This is a genomic window from Candidatus Chloroploca mongolica, assembly GCF_004762035.2.
GTDB classification, from domain to species: Bacteria; Chloroflexota; Chloroflexia; order Chloroflexales; family Chloroflexaceae; genus Chloroploca; species Chloroploca mongolica.
In genome coordinates this window covers 12450-29152 of the sequence record NZ_SIJK02000044.1, presented here as the reverse complement: position 1 = coordinate 29152, position 16703 = coordinate 12450, and the positions used below count along the sequence as shown (strand labels likewise).

The following is a 16703-nucleotide window of genomic DNA, read 5'->3' as shown; positions in this document are numbered from 1 at the left end:
TTTTTGAGCCCACGAAAACTTACCCTTCGGCGATGTATTGTTCGATGCGCAGCGACATCATTTTGGAGGCACCGTCGTCGCCCATCGTGACGCCATAGAGGGTGTCGGCGGCTTCGATGGTGCCGCGGTTGTGGGTGATCAGGATAAACTGGGTCTGGTTGGTGAGGTGTTGCAGAGCTTCCCGGAAGCGCCCGACGTTGGCTTCGTCGAGGGCGGCATCGGTTTCGTCGAGAATGCAGAAGGGCGTTGGATGGACGGTGAGAATGGCGAAGAGCAGCGCGGTTGCGGTGAGCGAGCGTTCGCCGCCTGAGAGCAGCGCGATGTTTTGTTGTTTTTTGCCTGGTGGGCGGGCGACGATTTCGACGCCGAGGCTGCGGGTATCAACTGTTTCGGGCTCGGTGCCGTTGCTCGCCTGCCCGTTCTGGCGTGCCGTGCTGGTCAGGATCAGGCGCGCCGATCCGCCGCCAAAGAGGCGCGTGAAGCTCTGTTCAAACTCGGCAGCAATGGCGTGAAAGGTCGTGGTGAAGCGATGGTTCATTGCTTCGTCGAGTTCGCCGATCAGCTCGAGCAGCGTTGCACCGGCGGCACGGAGATCGGCGAGCTGCGTTGCGAGGAAACGCTGGCGCTCGGCGGTTGTTTCGTACTCTTCCAGCGCTAACTGGTTGACGGCACCGAGCCGCAGGATCTTTGTTTTCAGGGCTTCGATGGAGGCCTGGAGGTGCGTTGCGTCAATGGCGGGCACTGCTTGCGCGTCACTGGTGGCAACGTGTTCCAGGTTAACCCCATCGGCGGCAGCGCGTTCAAAGAGCGCTTCCTGGCGATCAGCGGCGCGTTGCGCATCAAGGGCGGCTTTGCTCTGCGCGGCTTCCATCGCAAGCAGATGGGTGGTCGCCGCTTCTTCCTGTGCTTCAAGCTGACGCACGTTAGCTTCATCGTTATGCAACGCGGCTTCGGCGGGGTCAATGCGCTGGCGCAACTCGTCAATCTCGGTGAGCAGGGCGGTATGCAGCGCCTCGTGGCGCTCGTGTTGCGCGGCCAGCGCATCACGTTCATCGCGCAGGCTCAGGGCGGCCTGGTCAAGCTCGCTGGTCTGGCGCTGGACGAGGGCGAGGCTCTGGGCGTGGTTGTTGCGCAACTGCTCGGCGGCGCGCAGGCGTTGCCGGGTGGTGGCAACTTCGGTGCGCAAGACTGCGAGGCGCTCTTGAACCAGTCGGTCGTTGCTCGCCTCGTGCGCCTGGCGCGTGCGTAGTTCGGCGAGCGTAACCTCGGTCGCATGGGCGGTGTTCTCCACTTCCCCCAGACGCTGCCGTACCTCGTGCTGCTGCATATCGAGGCTCTGGCGCTCACTGTCAAGGCGCTCGCGGCGCTGCGCAGCCCAAGTGCGTTCCTGTTCGGCCTGGGCGAGGCGACGTTCGGCGGCGGCAACCCCGCTGCGCGCTGTTTCCAGCAGGCGCTGGCTCTCGCGGGTGCGCCCTTCCACTTCGCGGAGTTGGCCGTTGAGCGTCTTGAGTTGCGTGTCGAGCTGGACGCGAAGTGTGTCGGCGGCTTCGACGTTCTGGCGGGCGGCGGCGACCTGAGCGGGCAACTCGCGCAGTTCGCGTTCGCGGCGCAACGCACCACTCTCTTTGGTACGAGCGCCACCGGTCAATGAGCCGCCGCTGTTGACCTGTTCGCCCTGGAGCGTGACGATGTTCCAGCCAGTGCGCAGACGGCGGAGTTCGCGGCGTGCCGTGGGGAGGTCGCGCACGATGAGCACGCGCCCGAGCAACTGTTCAACCACGGGGCGGTAGGGCGCATCATACGCGACCAGGTCGGCAGCAACGCCAAGCACAGCCTCGTCGTCGAATGTCAGCGGGCGCTGATCGGATTCATTGACGCGCAGCGTATCGAGCGGCATAAAGGTCGCCCGCCCGACATCGCGCTGCTTGAGCTCGGCAATCGCAGCTTCGGCGTCGCTCCACTGCTCAACGACAATATTTTGCAAGCGCGAGCCGAGGGCAACCTCAAGCGCGGTTTCAAGCTCGGCAGGCGTACGGATCAGGCTCTGGACAAGCGCAAAGCCCTGGCGTTGCGTGCGTTCAGCCCACTGCATCGCGGCACGCACTCCCGCAAAGGTGCCAGTATAGCTCCGGGCGAGGCGACTGAGCGACTCAAAGCGGGCTTCGACATCAGCGAGCGCACGGCGGGCGGTGACGCGCTGCTCGTCGGCCTGCGCATAGTGCTGGCGCAGCGTTTCGATGTCGTGGCGCAGGGCTTGTTCCGCCGTCGCCGCCTCGTGGCGGGCGGTTTCGGCATAGCTTACCTGTGCGCGGGCGTCCGCAACCTGTTCCGTGCTGCTTGCCACATGCGCTTCGGCTTGGGCGATGGAGGCTTCTAGTTCAGAGGTTTCGCGGGCGAGGCGCTGGGTTTGGGCATTGATTTGTTCGAGGCGGGCATGGGCTTCAGCGGCAGCCCGCGTCGTGCGCAGGGCCGCCTCTTCGGCCTCACGCAGAGCGCGAACCAGCGCCTGCACCTCATCGGCGCGCCCGGCGAGTTCAGTTTCGACCTCGCGCAGGGCCTGTTCGCGTTCAGCGAGTTCAGCCTCGGTCTGCCGCGTTTCGGCGATTGCCTCGGCGTGTTGCTGTTCGGCCTGCGCCTGACGCAGGGCCAGTTCATGGCGCTGACGATCGAGATCCTCGGTACGCCGGGCCAGCGCAGCAACGCGCTCGTTGCCCACAGCCAGATCGCGTTGCACGGTTTCGGCCTGCCGGTGGAGCAGGCTGCTCTGCTGGTGCAACGCGCCAAGCTCGTCGCGGCGGGTACGCAGGCTAGTGCGCAACGCCTGCAACGCGGTCGTAACGCCGACCTGGGCTGTACGAGCCTCGGTGAGGCGGGCCTCAGCCACTTGCAGATCGGCGCGGGTCTGCGCGGTCATGCGCAACGCCGCGCCCCATAGCTCGACATAATATTGTTGCTGCAATAGCGCGAGTTCAGCGGCATACTCGTGGTACTGGCGGGCCTGGGCGGCCTGGCGCTTGAGCACACGCAGACGCGGCTCGAGTTCAGCGAGCAGATCGCCAAGGCGCTGCAGATTGCCTTCGGTCTCGCGGAGACGGCGAAGCGCCTCGGCCTTGCGCAACTCGAAGCCACCGAGGTCAGCGGCGTCCTCAAAGAGCTTGCGCCGTTCTTCGGGGCGCAGGGTGAGCGCTGCATCAACGAGACCCTGGTTAATAATGGTATAGGAGCCACCGAGGGGGGCGGTCACTTCGAGCAGATCGCGGAGGCGCACCTTGGCGCGATTGAGCAGATACTCACTCTCGCCGGCGCGGGTGGTGCGGCGGGTCAGGGTCACCTCATCAAACTCAACGGGCAGCAGCCGGTCGCTATTATCAACGGTGAGGCTCACCTCAGCAAAACCGGCGGGGGCACGCCGCCCGCCGCCGGCATAGAGCAACTCTTCCGAGCGTTTGCAGCGAAGGTTCGTCAGGCTCTGCTCACCGAGCACCCAGCGCACCGCATCAGCAAGATTTGATTTCCCACTTCCATTCGGGCCAACGACTGCCGTAATGCCCGCACGAAACTCAAGAATCGTGCGTGAGGCAAAGGTCTTGAACCCCTGGATCTCAAGGCGTTTCAGATGCATGGGCGTTATTGTATGAGGGGTTGCAACGCGCGTCAAGTAGGGGCGCCCCTGGCGCAGGGTTGATGCAAAGTCCTTCTGATCGTCCGCAGATTACGCAGATTACGCAGATTAGGGCTTCCGCATCTGCGTAATCTGCGTAATCTGCGGATACTATCGAACCCTACTGGGACTTTGCATCAGCACACGATGCACCCTGCGGGCGCACCACCGCGAAGGAAAACGGGGGCGTGGGGGAACGTGGTTTCCCCATTTTCAGCGTAGCCCTGACTCCTGGCGGCAGGGTTTGTGCAAAGTCCTTAGGTTGTCACCCTGAGTATCGTATGGCCCGCGGGCCAGTGGTGTGGAGAGCAACAGTGCCGGTGTGTAGCCTACCCTGTCACCCCGAGCGGAGCGAGGGGTCTTCCATGCGCCGCAGGGAAGATTCCTCACTGCGTTCGGAATGACATGGATGGCGTTGGTACCCCCGCGCCTGTAGGGGCACCCCTTGCGGGTGCCCTCGCGGGTGCCCCGCTTCGTGAATGATGCCAGCCGGTGTGCAACGGGTGGGCCATGGGCTGCTGCGCCCCTACGCTATGTCACCCCATCAGCCCGTACTGCTTCGCTGCCTCGGTTGCCGAGCCGAGCACCAGGTCGGTGCGTCCGGCGCTGGCGTCGGTGCCCTTTATGATGCGGTAGCGCATGCCGCTCGCGCCGGCGAGTTCCTCGGCGTAGCGTTGCTTGGCCAGGACCTCCGGCGCGTCGATTTTGTTGTCGCCCTTCACCTCGACGATGGTGTAGTTGCCGTCGGTGCCCAGTAGCAGGAAGTCCGGGTAGTAGCTGCGCACGGTGTGGGACATCGGGTCGATGTATTGGACGAAGAAGTCGGATTGGCCGTGGGTGAGCATGCCGGTGAAGTAGAGTTTGTCTACCCGCCCGTCCTTGATCAGCTTCCAGAAGAGGTCGCGCTCGGGGTTCGAGTCGAAACAGTAGGTGTCGAGGTGGAAGCTCTTGGCGGCCTCTTTGCCCGCGTCGGCCTCGTGTACGATCAGGTGCGGCTTGCCGCGCAGCTCGTAGAAGCCGTCCTCTGGCATCTTCACCAGATCGATCTCGTACTCGTCTGTGCGCTCGAAGTGCTCGATCTTGTAGAGCAGGTCGAAGAGCCGGGGGATCACCCAGTCGTAGAGCAGTTCGTTGAACTCGTTGACCCGCGCCAGCAGCGCCTCGATGCCCTCGCTGCTGCGCTCGAGCAGCGCCTCGATCTCCAGGCAGGGCTTGTTCAGGTAGCGCGCGACCTCGGCCACCAGCGTCATCGCGCTGAAGGTGCGTCGCTCACGCAGGTGCGAGAGATCCTCGGTCTTCGTCGCCTGCTTGTACTCGGCCAGGCCCTCGCGCTCGGTGTGGATGAGCCGGTAGCCGTCGGTGGTGGCATGCGCCAGTTCAAGGCTGAAGCCGTCCGGCGGTGCCTTTTCCTGCATGCTGAAGAGCCGACGCACCCGCTTGAGCTTGACCTTCTCGACGGGGAGCTTGACCTGCGTGCGTACCGCCTCGCTCTCGCTGCCGCCCTGCTCGATCTCGCCAATCGTAACCCGGAAGTTCTGCTGAAGCTCGTCGTCGAGGATCTGCCGGTTCTCGGCACTCAGGTAGACGTGGCCGGTGTTCTGGGCGACACCGATGGCCCGCAGGCAGCGCATGGTGGCCTGGAGCACGAAGATCTTCGACTTGGGCTTGCGGTAGAGGGCCACCGCGAAGAGGGAGCGGCAGTTCCAGCCCTCGCGCCCTTTGTTGACCAGCAGGATGAAGTGCTTCTCTGAGCCGGGGGTGTCGAGCCGGTTGAACTCGCGGATGTCGTCGTTCGAGGTCAGCTTGTCGTCGCCGACGTTGACCAGGATCGCGCTGGCGGGGATGCCGTGGCGGGTCAGCGCCGCTTCCACTGCTGGCCGCAGTTCGTTCTGAAGCTCGTCGATGGTCGCCGCGAAGAAGGCCATCTTTGGGCGCAGCCCTTCGTGGCGGTCGTCGAGTTTGTTGTGCGCAAGGAAGTCGTCGATGGCGATGCGGACAAATTCGGTGGTCTTTGGGTTAGTGTAGCCGTGGGTTCGTACCTTCTTCAAGAAACCGCGGTTGATCGCCTCCTGGAGCCCGAAGGCGTAGACGACTTCGGGCAGGATCTGGTTCTGGACGTAGGGCGTACCGGTGTAGTTGTAACAGGCCACCACCCGCGTGCCCGAGGCCTTGAGGCTCGTCGCTAAGGCGTCGATGGTGACGCGGAGGCTCGTCGGTGACTGCTGGATGCCCATGTCTTTGGCGAGTTGGGTGCCGAAGGCGTGGTGGGCCTCGTCCACGTAGATGCCGAGCTGCTCCAGCCGGCGCAGCTTCTCGAAGCGCTGGTTGGTGGCGAGGTCGTCCTCGCTCTCCAACTCGTCGCCGCCGTAGAGGTCGGCGTTCTCGGCGTAGACCGAGGCTGCCGCGTAGGTCGGCTTGCCGCTCTGCATCAGCCGCTCGATTGGGGTCTTCTCGGCGTGCTGGCGCTTGAGAATGATCTTCTGGGTGTTGGAGATGATCAGGTTGAAGCGCGAGCGGTCGAGCAGGTTGAGCGTGACGCCGCTCTCGTCGAGGAAGTGGAAGCGGATATTGGTGTCGAGCCAGGCGACGTACTCGGCGGGCACGACCCGCGCTTTGTCGAAGGTCTGGATCTCGCGCAATGCCTCCAGCACCGTCTTGTCAGGCGCGAAGACCAGGGCGTTGTGACAGTAGCGCTCGTCCTTGGGGAACTTGTTGGCCAGGATGAACTCGTAGAAGATGCAGGTCGCCATCAAGATCGTCTTGCCCGTGCCCATCGTCAGGGCGAAGATGTAGTTTGGGTAGGCGCGGGCGTAGGAGCGCATCTGAGCGAAGACCGCATCGAACTCTTCCCTGGTCTGCTCCTTGAAGAGGCCGAGTTGCCCGGCCTGCCCCGACGCCGACTTGCCACGGCCCTCGAAGCGCCCGGTCTGCTGCGCCCAGTCGCGGTAGATCGCGTAGACAGCCTGGTTGCCCAGGAACTCCTTGAGCAAGACGTAGATCTCCAGGGCCTCGTACTGCGGCGGGCGCAGGAAGGCCGTGGCGTTGGCCGGGTCGTTGAAGGCGAGGTACTTGCGCGTCAGCTCGCGGTAGCTCTGGCAGATGCGGCCCTTGTTCTGCCGATAGAAGTCCAGCAGGTGGGTGAAGAAGGCGAAGTCGAGCGAGGTCTGTTTCGTTTTGGCGACCTTAGCCATGCCGCACCTCCTGCTCCAGCGACTCAGAGAGCAGGTCGGTGAGCTTGACCCGGATCGTGCCGGCGTCAGCGGGGATGGGGTAGCGCCCCGCCACCAGTTCGTCCCGTTCGGGGATGTCCACCAGCGCCGGTTGCAGCACCGCCCCATCGTAGTTCCAGTCAATCATCACCGACTCGACCAACTCGCGCCAGTCGCCGACGTTCTCTTGCTGGAGGCTGAGCTTGGCGAGCAGGTTCATCGGGTAGAAACGCTCGATCACGAGGTGGCCGTCCTGCACGACGATCCGCGCCTCGGCGTCGCGCTTGAACTGGAGGTTCTGCTTGTCGCGCAGAATATCGACGACCTCGACATCAAGCTTGTAGGAGACTTCCTTCTGGAGATGCGCCGCCAGGCCAGCCTCGTGGCCCATGCAGACCAGCGTGATGCGCTCGACCGGCTGGGTAGGGTGTTCGGCCTGACGCCGCTCAAAGGCCCGGTAGTCGAAGCCGGTGATCAACTCGTTGAGATCCTGGCGCGTCGCGATGCGGTTGACAGGCATGACCTTGACCATACGCCCGTCCTTCTCGCCGTCGAAGAGGCCGCCGGCCTGGAGCCGGTTCACCTCCAGCGCCTGGAGCAGCAACTCCTTCGCCTCTAACGGGTTGCGGAAGATGTCGTAGTTGTTGACATTGTAGACCTCGAAGCCGGTGTAGAGGGTCGTGGACTCCTCGCCGTCAAGAGCGAGCTTGCGCTGCGGCTGCTGAAGCTCGGCACCCACGGCGAGTAGGCGCTTTGTTGTGATCTGTACTGCCCCGAGGTTGATGTCGGCACCGATGAAGCGGCGGCCAAGCTTCATTGCGACGGCTTGGGTGGTGCCGGAGCCCATAAAGCAGTCGAAGACGAGATCGCCAGGGTTGGAGGAAGCGCGGATAATACGTTCAAGGAGCGCTTCTGGTTTTTGGGTGGGGTACCCTAAACTTTCAATTGCCTGAGAATTAAGTGGTACGATATTCGTCCAAAGGTTGTCAACCACAACCCCTTTTCGTTCATGTAGATAGTTTTTATATCGAGGATTCCTGTTATCAACTAGCGGTAACTTTATTCTGTTTTCCGCGATCAATCTTTCTAGTGTTTCTTGAGAATAACTACCTAAATTATCCCAATAAAAGCGTCCTCTTTCATCTTCTTGATTATATCTTAGTATGTACTCTTCCGAAAAGTCAATGTATTGTGTATTCCAAATATATGAACTCGATTTTGAATAGAAAAGAATAGAGTCATCAACTACAGGATACTTCTTTGAAATCGCCTTGCTGCTTCCTGTGCTGACAACTCTTTTCCATTTAACCTCAGCGCAAAAACACTCTTTGCCGAAAACCTCATCTAGCAATATGCGTATATAGCTGTTCATTCGCCAGTCGCAATGAACATATACGCTTCCATTTTGGGATAGTAATTCCCGTAACAGAATAATGCGCTCAAACATAAACTGGAGGTACTCGTCATTTGTCCAAATATCCGAGTATTGTTTCTCTTCAAACGTACTCTGGTCATTGGAAACGCTTTTCCCTTTCAGCTGCACTGTCTTCTTGTAATCCGCCTTGCTATCAAACGGCGGATCAATATACACCAGTTGCACCTTGCCCCGAAACTCCCTGAGCAAATGGCTCATCACCTGGAGATTATCGCCCCAGAAGATCTTGTTACGCCAACCATTGACCTCGGGGCCGTGGGTCTCGCGATGCTGAGCAGGGTAATACTGCGTCGAGGTAAAGGGCCGCTTGCCGCGCCAGTGTAGCATCGGATAGCCCTTGATGGGTTCGAAGGCATACTGTTCAACGCGGTCGGTGGGATCATCGGTAGGCATGGAAGGCTCCTGGTAGGGTGCAAGCCCGCTTGTTTGACGCAAGGGTGGTTTAAACAAGACCTGTTGTTTGACGCAAAGGCGCAAAGGCGCAAAGATAGTTTAGACTAGGCTGGTGGTTTGATGCAACGGCGCAAGGGATGTCAGGTTCTGCATCGATGTGTTGGAAACCAGAAAACGACTCGGAACATTGATCAATCTTTTGGCAGTATAGCTTATCAGATCGACATATGGTTCACCGCAGCGCGATCCTATTGCCGCCATTGTAGCATACCGGAATCATGAACAACCGGAGTTATCTGAAGAGCGGGGCTGATGCAACGTCCCAGTGGGGTAGATAGTGTCCGCAGATTACGCAGATGACGCAGATTAGAGCTTCCGCATCTGCGTCATCTGGGGATGATCAGGAAGACTTTGCATCAGCACACGATGCGCCTGTCGGCGCACCACCGCGAATGAAAATGAGGGCGTGGGGGAACTTGGCTCCCTCATTTTCAGCGTAGCCCTAATCTGAAGAGCGGGAGGAAATGGCGGAAGGGGAGGGCAATGCTGGCGTTAGCGGCCTTCTTGGCAAGGTTTAGCGCACGCGAAGCCGCGAAGGTAAGCTTACCTCCACAAAAACCTTTGCGTCTTTGCGCCTGTGCGTCAAAAGAGCCGCCTTCTGTGCAAGGTATTGCGCCTAGCTCACCGCGAGCGGCGTTCCATCAAGATGAGCGGCAAAATCTTCCGGTGCATCAATGTGGATGCGCTTCAACTTTTCCATGAGGCTTGGTGTGCTGGATGACTGCTTGGCCTGGGTGAACTGCTTAATCAGCGTGTACAGTTCATCCAGTTGCGCTTCGTCGATCCGATCAATCTCCGCGTAGATTAATTCTTTTGTGGTCATAGTTACCTCCGTGTGCGTCTAGTGTACCACAGGGAAGCGAACGGCACATCGGTCGCGAGGGTAGGGGTAGGGCTGTTGCAACGCCATTCTGATTGTCCGCAGATGACGCAGATTACGCAGATGGGCAAGTCATAATCTGCGTCATCTGCGGATGCTATCTAATCCTACGTGGGGCGGCGCGAGGCGGTGCTGGAACGATGCCCCGCTGGGTCGCGTGGGTGTTGGCACCACGCGCCGAGGGGAGGGTTGCGCCAGCGGCGTCGGGTTGCCCCGCCTACATGTGGATGATCAGCGCAGTTCGGCTTATTTCGATATACTCGTTTGTTGCCAACGCTTGTTCAAGGTCAGCGATGTATCGCGTAAATAAAGCGATAAGGTCATCATTTGAGATATTTCCAGTCGATACGAGGAGGAGTTTATACGGCTGTTTTTTTAGAAGAAAAGAATCGACGAAATCAACATCTTTGGTGATGACGATACGTTGTTCGAGGACCGATCGTGCATTTATGGTGCTATCACCGGTACGATTTCCTTGGGGAAGATCACGAGTATGGATCACATGGTGACCGCGGAGGTGCAACCACTGTGCGAGGCGGCGTGGCAGATGGGCATCAACGAGGAAATTCATGCAGCTATCGTCTGAACACGCTTAATCTGGCTGAGGCGCGTTGCATAGGCGAGTACCGCATAGAGATCTTCGCGCTCGAGATCATCGTAATCGTCCAAGATCGCATCCATTGTCATCCCGGACGTCAACAACTCAAGCATGATCTCGACCGGATAACGAAGCCCACGAATACAGGGCTTTCCGTGGCAGATATCCGGGTCAATGGTAATGCGCGTAAGCAGTTCGTCGGTTGTCGGCAAGTGGGTCATCCGCGCCTCCTTCTCGAGTCGGCTCTCGGCTCATCGCGCACAGTATAGCATAGACAGGAGTGGTTGCGGTAGCACGGGTGTTCTTGCGCCATTGGCAACTCCCATAGACCGGCACGGCTGACGACACACGACCACGTTGGAGAAAACGCCCAGGTTCAGGCACGCGCCAGCGGCGTCGCCTCGCCTGTGCGCCCACGAAGGCAGCGTGATCGCGTTGCCCTGGTTCTTTTCTAATCGATGCCTAATTCTGCTTTCAATGTCGCAAGATCCATCGTTGCAGGTTCGTTCGCGCGCTCGTCCAGTAATGCCATCAGCGCCGCATTTTTGCGTGTCCGAAGGATTTCATAATCAAAGCTATCAATCGCGGTGAGGACATCCTCTTCCGGCCGATCCCAATCACGTCGCAACACCGCTTCAGATCCCAGCATCGTCGCCCCTGCGTCGATATCGGCATCGAGCAGCAGATCCGTCAGATCACGCTCCAATAAATACGAGACAAAATCATAGACGACGATCAACTTGTCGGGCGGGAGGTGCCGCAAGCGCTTGTCAATGTCGGCAATCGTCACCGATGGCATAGCAAGGTCTCCTGGGTCGATTCTCTACCGATGTAGCATTGCAATGCATGATATCACATCCATGTGGTCGGCATGACGGACGATCTCGACGCGCTATAGCTCAGCGGAGACCCAAACGAGGGTGAAACTGGGTACTGGTGTCAATGGCTGCCGCCGAACATGAAGTCCACGCTCTGTCCCCCGACGGTGCACCCACGAGGGCAGCGTGATCGCGTTGCCCAGTGCGGAGGCGGCGAACCCTACTGGGACTTTGCATCAGCCCTGAGGGTAGGGGTAGAGTGCAGGGCGATTGCATCTTCCGTATATGCACCCCGCCAAGGCACCCGCAAGGGCACCCGCAAGGGCACCCGCAAGGGGTGCCCCTACAGCGGATCCGCCCCCTGGCCTTGTAGGGGCACCCCTTGCGGGTGCCCCGTTGTAGCGGCGCTGGAACGATGCCCCGCTGGGTCGCGTGGGTGTTGGCGAGGCAGGGTGCGTTGGTAGCCTTGCGACCCTCCCTTGCTTCATCTCGTGCAGTAGTCATCAATCATGATGGGACGCGAAATTCCCAGGTCTTGGCGTCGCAGTAGTGCCGTAGGTCGCAGGTCGAGCACGCCTTGACGGGGCGCTCGGGGATCGCAAAGTCTTTGGCCTCGATGCGCTGCACCACTCGGTCGAAGACCGCGATGGTGCGCTCCACCGAGCGGCTGTTCTTGTCGAAGCTGATGTAGGGGTTGCCGCCTTCCTCGCTGGTGTAGTAGAGGTGGGTGCGGCTCACCGTCAGGCCCGTGCGCTGCTCGATGATGTGCGCGTAGACCTCCAACTGGCGGCGGTACTGGTTGAGCCTCTCGCGGTCCTTCGGGTCGTTCACGTCTAACTTGCGCTCGGACTTGAAGTCCACCACCTCGACCGTATCGCCCTCGCCCTGGATCAGGTCCACCTTGCCGGCCAGGATGTACTCGTCCTTGACCAGCGAGACATCGACCTCGGCCTCGCGGATGTGCGACCAACTGCCGGCCGTGCGGCGAGCGTAGCGCAGGACGTGCTCTAGGGCCAACTGGCGGATCGGTGGCGAAAGGTAGACCCGCTCGCGCCGGGTCAGGTAGGCGTAGTTCGTATCGAACCAGGCCGCGATCTGATCGGCGGTGACGCGCTGCTGCTCGCCGCGCAGCACCGTCTTGTGGATGTCCTCGATGGTCTGGTGAACCAGCGTGCCAAAAAGGATCGGGTTCTTGCGCAGTGGGGCAAAGGCCAACTCGCGGAAGAAGCGGTACTGCTCGGCGCAGTTCTCGAACACCGTCAGGTGCGAGGTGAACGAGTACTCGCGCTTTAGCTTCACATCCTTGATGTGGGCCAGCGGCACGGCGGCCAGCTTCACCTGGCCCGCACGCCACGAGGGGAGTGGCGTGTAGTAGTCAGCAAAGTATTTCGAGGGCGTGCGCCCCTGGCCACTCACCTCCAGGGCGGTCAGCAGCAGCAGGTTCTGCGCCCGCGAGAAGGCCGTATAGTAGAGCCGGCGGAAGTCGTAGAACTTCGTCTGCGCCAGAGGCTCGTAGGGCGGGCGGGCCAGGTAGCCCTCCAGGGCCACATCGACCGCGCTGTACTGCTTGCGCGGCACGGCGCCCAGCGAGCCGACCACCACCACCGGGAACTCCAGACCCTTGGCCTGGTGGATGGTCAGGAACGACACATGGCCGCTCGGCGCGTACTCCGCCTCGTCCTCGTACTCGTTGATGCCGCCGTCGTGGAGGAAGCGCAGGAACTGGTTGAACAGATCGCGCAGGTTCTTCTCAAGATAGTCCGGCGTGAGCACGCTAATGTGGTGCAGGTACTCGAACTTGTTGAGCATCTGCGAGAAGAGGCCCAGGTTGCGCATCGGCCGGCTGTCGAGCAGGCCGTTTTGGAGCAGCGTCTCGTCGAGGTAGCGGCTGAAGAGCGGGAAGCGCAGCAGCTCATAGAACAGCCCGGCGAAGGCGTAGTCGGCATTCTGGGTGAGCGCCATGTGGTCACGGGCCTTGCGCTGTGCCCACTTCAGCAGGTCGGCATTCTCGGGCCGGCGCAGTTGCTCGGCGAAAGGACGAAAGCACTGCTCATCGTAGTAGCCCCAGATGTCGAGGTGGGCGTCGGGCTTCCACTTGCGCACCTCAGGCAGCTGACGGAAGAGAAACATGAGCGCGCCGATGATCAGCCGGATCTCCTCGCGGTCGAAGAACTGATTGGCGCGGGGCGAATAGACCGGGATGCCCTGGGCCTCCAGGAAGGTAGCCAGCCCACGTACCTGCTCGTGCTTCACCGAGCGGAAGAGGAATGCCACCTGATTCCAGTCGGTGAGCGTGCCGGCGTCGCGCAGGCCGTGCAGCAAGTCCAGCACCTCTGTATGCCAGGCATCTGCCGTCTTTGCGGCGAGCTTGAGCACCACGGGGCCCTCAGGGAAGGCGTCGTCACGCGGAACAATCGTCTTGGGGTAGCGAAAGGTCTGGCCGTCGTGCTCCCAGTCCTGGCCAGCCATCCAGCCGTTGGAGAAGTCGATGATCGCGGGATGCGAGCGGTAGTTCGTCTCAAGAAAGACCTGCTTGCAGACACCGGGGGCGAACTTCTCTTTGAACTGGAGGATATTGCGGATGGTGGCGCCGCGGAAGCGGTAGAGGCCCTGGTCGTCGTCGCCCACCACGCAGAGGTTCGGCGCCTCGCCCTGGGCCAACTCCATCAGGATAAACTCCTGAATAGTATTGGTATCCTGGTACTCGTCCACCATCAGATAGGCGATGCGTTGGCGCAGGGCGTCGCGGATCGCCGGGTAGGCCCGCAGCAGCCGCAGCGCCTCGTGCTGGATGGCCGAGAAGTCGAGCGCATTGGCCTCATCGAGCTGCTGGCGGTAGAGGGCGGCACAGCGGCCGAGGGCGCTGATGGCCGGGTCAGGCGCGGCGATGAGTGCCTCGGGCTCCAGGGCCTCCTCACTGACCGTATTGACCCAGCGCAGCAGATCCTCCGTACGCCGCCAGGCGCTCGTCTTCTGCGGGTCGCCGAGCAGCAGCTCGACGCCGGGGATCGCGTCATAGTCGCGGAGGTGCTGGTAGAGGAAGTACTGCTGGTCGAACTGGTCCATCATCGTGAAGTTGCGCTTGAGGCGCGTGAACTCACGGTGGTCCTGGAGCCAGCGCAGACAGATGGAGTGGAACGTGCCGAGGTACATCTCGTTGAGGTTGAAGCGCACGCCGATCTCGACAAGGCGGTTCGCGATGCGGGTAGTCAGCTCCTGGGCGGCCTTATCGGTGAAGGTCACGACCATGAGCTGCTCGGGGGTCACGCCCTTCTCGGTGATCAGGTAGACCACGCGCTCAACGAGGGTAAAGGTCTTGCCGGAGCCGGGGCCAGCGATGATGAGCAGGGGGCCATCGGTGGAGGTAATGGCATCGCGCTGCCGGGGGTTGGCGGAGGAGGAAATGCGCGGAGCGAGCATAGTCGGCCTCTGGCTGCAATGGCAACGCGCTGCCCAATGCGTTGCGGCGCTACGCCGGGCTACGATGCACCTTGCGAGCGGCCTGCGGGGATGCTCCAAGAGCAGGGAAGCGCGAATACATTATCTCAATCTCAGTGTAGAACTCACTCAAAGCTTGACAGCGATGATGAGATCTGTACTATACTAAGATTTAGTATAGCATGCGAATGTTAAATGTCAACTAGATTTGCCGCCCGTCAGGGCGATTGCAAAATCCTCCTGATCGTCCGCAGATTACGCAGATTACGCAGATTAGGGCTTCCGCATCTGCGTAATCTGCGTAATCTGCGGACACTATCGAACCCTACTGGGACTTTGCAAGATACTGCTGGCAAACTCCCCATGAGCGCCTTGCTCTCACAGAGCCAGTATCCCGCTACAGGGCGAACGCGCATTTTTGCGGAGGTTGGCTGTGGCGGCTTCGCCCGCTGGCTGAGGACGTACGCAACGCGATTTTTCGACATCCGACGAGCCAAAAAGCGTAGCGCGGCGCTGAGTCGAGGTTTGCCAGCAGTATCTTTGCAATCGCCCTGGGGTGGTGCGCAGGCCTCGCCGAAAGTGCCCAGCTTCGCCAGCATGCGGTTCAGGCGCAGACGCACTGCGGGTCGCGGAGCACCGCAACCACGGCGTTTGCATCGGCAGCGTTGATCGGCACATTGAGCTGCGGCGCGTGGGCATAGGTGCCGGGGGCGATCAGCAGGGCGTGAGCGGTGGGGCGGGGCATTGCCAGCTCCTTCGAAGCCTGGCTACAGGCTCTCATAGTCAATTTCACTTTTGCGCCGGATCCGCCTGACGATAATTGTTTGCTGTTCATCATTTATTTCGTAGGCTATGCGCCAGCGTCCAGCCAGCCAGATGCGATAGATGCCTGGTTTGTCACGTAGCTCTTTCGCACGGGGATGGCGCGGCGTAGCGGCCAGCAGGTCGATCAATTCGATCGCCTGTGCGCGGACATAGGCCGGCAGCGCCTTGAGTTCAGCCAGCGCCTCACGGTGCAGTTCAATCTGGTAACTCACCGGCAGCCTCCGCGCGCGTCAACTCTGCTTTGGCCGCTGCCCAGTCGATGCGCGGTATCGGTGTGGCCGCTTCACGTTCAATCTGGGCTAGCACTTCTGCCAGCAGCGCAGCATCGCCGTCCGGTTCATCTGGGCCTTCGTGACTCCAGGAGTCGAGCAGCGATGGCCGCTGCGCTTCGATCAGACGGTTCAGCTCTTCGCGCACGATCCGGCGCAGCAGTGCTTCTAATTCATTCCGCGAGACGGTGATCGTAAACTGGTCAGAGGGATTGCTCATGACGGGGTTCTCCTTTTCACGTCAGCCGTGGTGTAGTGTGGCGTGGCTTCATCTTCCATGCCATGCATCGCCAAGGCGAGTGACCCATCTGACCACGCGCGTTCTTCCCGAACACTTGCCTTGGCCAGGAGATATTCGACAAAGTCAAGCACTTCTGCCTGAACCGAGGGGGGTAATTTCTGAAGGTGCTGTTGAATTTGCTCGCTCACCGTCATGGTACGCTCTCCCTGCAGCATGCTGCTGCTGTTCGTGCGCTCGTTGCCTTGATTCCCGCTCGACCGTTGCAACCAGCAAGGCTTGACGGGCAAGGGCGCGCAACGCGCGGGGTTCTCGCTTCACAACAGCTATTATACACACGATGCGTCTGCCGACGCACCACCACGAAGGAAAACGGGGGCGTGGGGGAACTTGGTTCCCCCATTTTCAGCGTAGCTCTATGCTCCGACGGATAGCCACCGCACCACGGATGCTCGCAGCACCTTGGCAAGCGCGCCCGCATCGGCGGCGATGATCGGCACGCTGATCTGCGGCGCGTGGGCATAGCTGCCGGGGGCGATCAGCACGGCGTGGGCGGGTGGTGTCTCCACGGTAGGGCGCAGCAGCAATGGCAGGAGCCGGTGTGCAACGGGCGGGCCATGGGCTGCTGCGCCCCTACAGCCGTGGACGGGGCATCGGCCACGGTGCGGGGATGGGTGTCGTCGCGGCCATTATCGGCGATTCCGTGACCAACCCGTAGGGGCGCAGCAGCCCCTGCGCATCTGTCGGTCACAACGTGGTCACCATCGCTGCTGCGCCCTCCCGTGGGCATGGGATTCGTCCCATGGTCGCAATCACTGTCGTGGGGGCGGGTGGTGTCTCCACGGTAGGGCGCAGCAGCAATGGCAGGAGCCGGTGTGC

At 60.9% G+C, this 16703-nt stretch carries 12 protein-coding genes; all 12 read right to left on the bottom strand.

Annotated elements, in window-relative coordinates; translation table 11 throughout:
- Nucleotides 1-19 precede the first annotated feature (19 nt).
- The 12 genes from smc to EYB53_RS19100 all read right to left on the bottom strand — a co-directional run bounded on the left by smc (nt 20) and on the right by EYB53_RS19100 (nt 16021).
- Nucleotides 20-3622 (bottom strand): chromosome segregation protein SMC, encoded by a 3603-nt coding sequence (gene smc, locus EYB53_RS19155; protein WP_135480003.1) that lies wholly within the window; start codon nt 3620-3622, stop codon nt 20-22.
- Nucleotides 3623-4197: 575 nt separating this feature from the next.
- A complete protein-coding gene (locus EYB53_RS19150) occupies nt 4198-6852 on the bottom strand; it encodes a DEAD/DEAH box helicase (protein WP_135480002.1) in 2655 nt (884 codons plus the stop codon).
- On the bottom strand, nt 6845-8698 hold the full coding sequence (locus EYB53_RS19145; RefSeq protein ID WP_135480001.1) for a site-specific DNA-methyltransferase: 1854 nt from the start codon (nt 8696-8698) through the stop codon (nt 6845-6847). The genes EYB53_RS19150 and EYB53_RS19145 overlap by 8 nt, the downstream gene beginning before the upstream one ends.
- 676 nt (nt 8699-9374) lie before the next feature.
- Nucleotides 9375-9581 carry a hypothetical protein gene (locus EYB53_RS19140; protein ID WP_135480000.1) on the bottom strand — a complete coding sequence of 69 codons (207 nt, stop codon included), beginning with the start codon at nt 9579-9581 and terminating at the stop codon, nt 9375-9377.
- 274 nt (nt 9582-9855) lie between these two features.
- Entirely contained in the window at nt 9856-10209 is a 354-nt protein-coding gene (locus EYB53_RS19135; RefSeq protein ID WP_135479999.1) for a DUF5615 family PIN-like protein, read from the bottom strand.
- Entirely contained in the window at nt 10206-10457 is a 252-nt protein-coding gene (locus EYB53_RS19130) for a DUF433 domain-containing protein (protein ID WP_135479998.1), read from the bottom strand. The genes EYB53_RS19135 and EYB53_RS19130 overlap by 4 nt, the downstream gene beginning before the upstream one ends.
- 230 nt (nt 10458-10687) lie before the next feature.
- Complete coding sequence (locus tag EYB53_RS19125) at nt 10688-11035, bottom strand: hypothetical protein (protein ID WP_135479997.1); 348 nt, start codon at nt 11033-11035, stop codon at nt 10688-10690.
- A 526-nt stretch (nt 11036-11561) separates the two neighbouring features.
- On the bottom strand, nt 11562-14474 hold the full coding sequence (locus EYB53_RS19120; RefSeq protein ID WP_135479996.1) for an ATP-dependent helicase: 2913 nt from the start codon (nt 14472-14474) through the stop codon (nt 11562-11564).
- 622 nt (nt 14475-15096) lie between these two features.
- Nucleotides 15097-15237 (bottom strand): hypothetical protein, encoded by a 141-nt coding sequence (locus tag EYB53_RS19115; RefSeq protein ID WP_167857482.1) that lies wholly within the window; start codon nt 15235-15237, stop codon nt 15097-15099.
- Between the two features lie 22 nt (nt 15238-15259).
- Complete coding sequence (locus tag EYB53_RS19110; RefSeq protein WP_167857481.1) at nt 15260-15529, bottom strand: type II toxin-antitoxin system RelE family toxin; 270 nt, start codon at nt 15527-15529, stop codon at nt 15260-15262.
- A complete protein-coding gene (locus EYB53_RS19105) occupies nt 15513-15806 on the bottom strand; it encodes a hypothetical protein (protein WP_135479994.1) in 294 nt (97 codons plus the stop codon). The genes EYB53_RS19110 and EYB53_RS19105 overlap by 17 nt, the downstream gene beginning before the upstream one ends.
- The gene (locus EYB53_RS19100; RefSeq protein ID WP_135479993.1) at nt 15803-16021 is read right to left on the bottom strand and encodes a DUF2281 domain-containing protein; all 219 of its coding nucleotides are present in this window, start codon (nt 16019-16021) and stop codon (nt 15803-15805) included. The genes EYB53_RS19105 and EYB53_RS19100 overlap by 4 nt, the downstream gene beginning before the upstream one ends.
- Nucleotides 16022-16703 lie beyond the last annotated feature (682 nt).

Excerpts from the sequence above, each read along its gene's own strand:
- smc (WP_135480003.1), bottom strand. The coding sequence starts at position 3,622 with ATGCATCTGAAACGCCTTGAGATCCAGGGGTTCAAGACCTTTGCCTCA.
- EYB53_RS19150 (WP_135480002.1), bottom strand. The coding sequence starts at position 6,852 with ATGGCTAAGGTCGCCAAAACGAAACAGACCTCGCTCGACTTCGCCTTC.
- EYB53_RS19145 (WP_135480001.1), bottom strand. The coding sequence starts at position 8,698 with ATGCCTACCGATGATCCCACCGACCGCGTTGAACAGTATGCCTTCGAA.
- EYB53_RS19140 (WP_135480000.1), bottom strand. The coding sequence starts at position 9,581 with ATGACCACAAAAGAATTAATCTACGCGGAGATTGATCGGATCGACGAA.
- EYB53_RS19135 (WP_135479999.1), bottom strand. The coding sequence starts at position 10,209 with ATGAATTTCCTCGTTGATGCCCATCTGCCACGCCGCCTCGCACAGTGG.
- EYB53_RS19130 (WP_135479998.1), bottom strand. The coding sequence starts at position 10,457 with ATGACCCACTTGCCGACAACCGACGAACTGCTTACGCGCATTACCATT.
- EYB53_RS19125 (WP_135479997.1), bottom strand. The coding sequence starts at position 11,035 with ATGCCATCGGTGACGATTGCCGACATTGACAAGCGCTTGCGGCACCTC.
- EYB53_RS19120 (WP_135479996.1), bottom strand. The coding sequence starts at position 14,474 with ATGCTCGCTCCGCGCATTTCCTCCTCCGCCAACCCCCGGCAGCGCGAT.
- EYB53_RS19115 (WP_167857482.1), bottom strand. The coding sequence starts at position 15,237 with ATGCCCCGCCCCACCGCTCACGCCCTGCTGATCGCCCCCGGCACCTAT.
- EYB53_RS19105 (WP_135479994.1), bottom strand. The coding sequence starts at position 15,806 with ATGAGCAATCCCTCTGACCAGTTTACGATCACCGTCTCGCGGAATGAA.
- EYB53_RS19100 (WP_135479993.1), bottom strand. The coding sequence starts at position 16,021 with ATGACGGTGAGCGAGCAAATTCAACAGCACCTTCAGAAATTACCCCCC.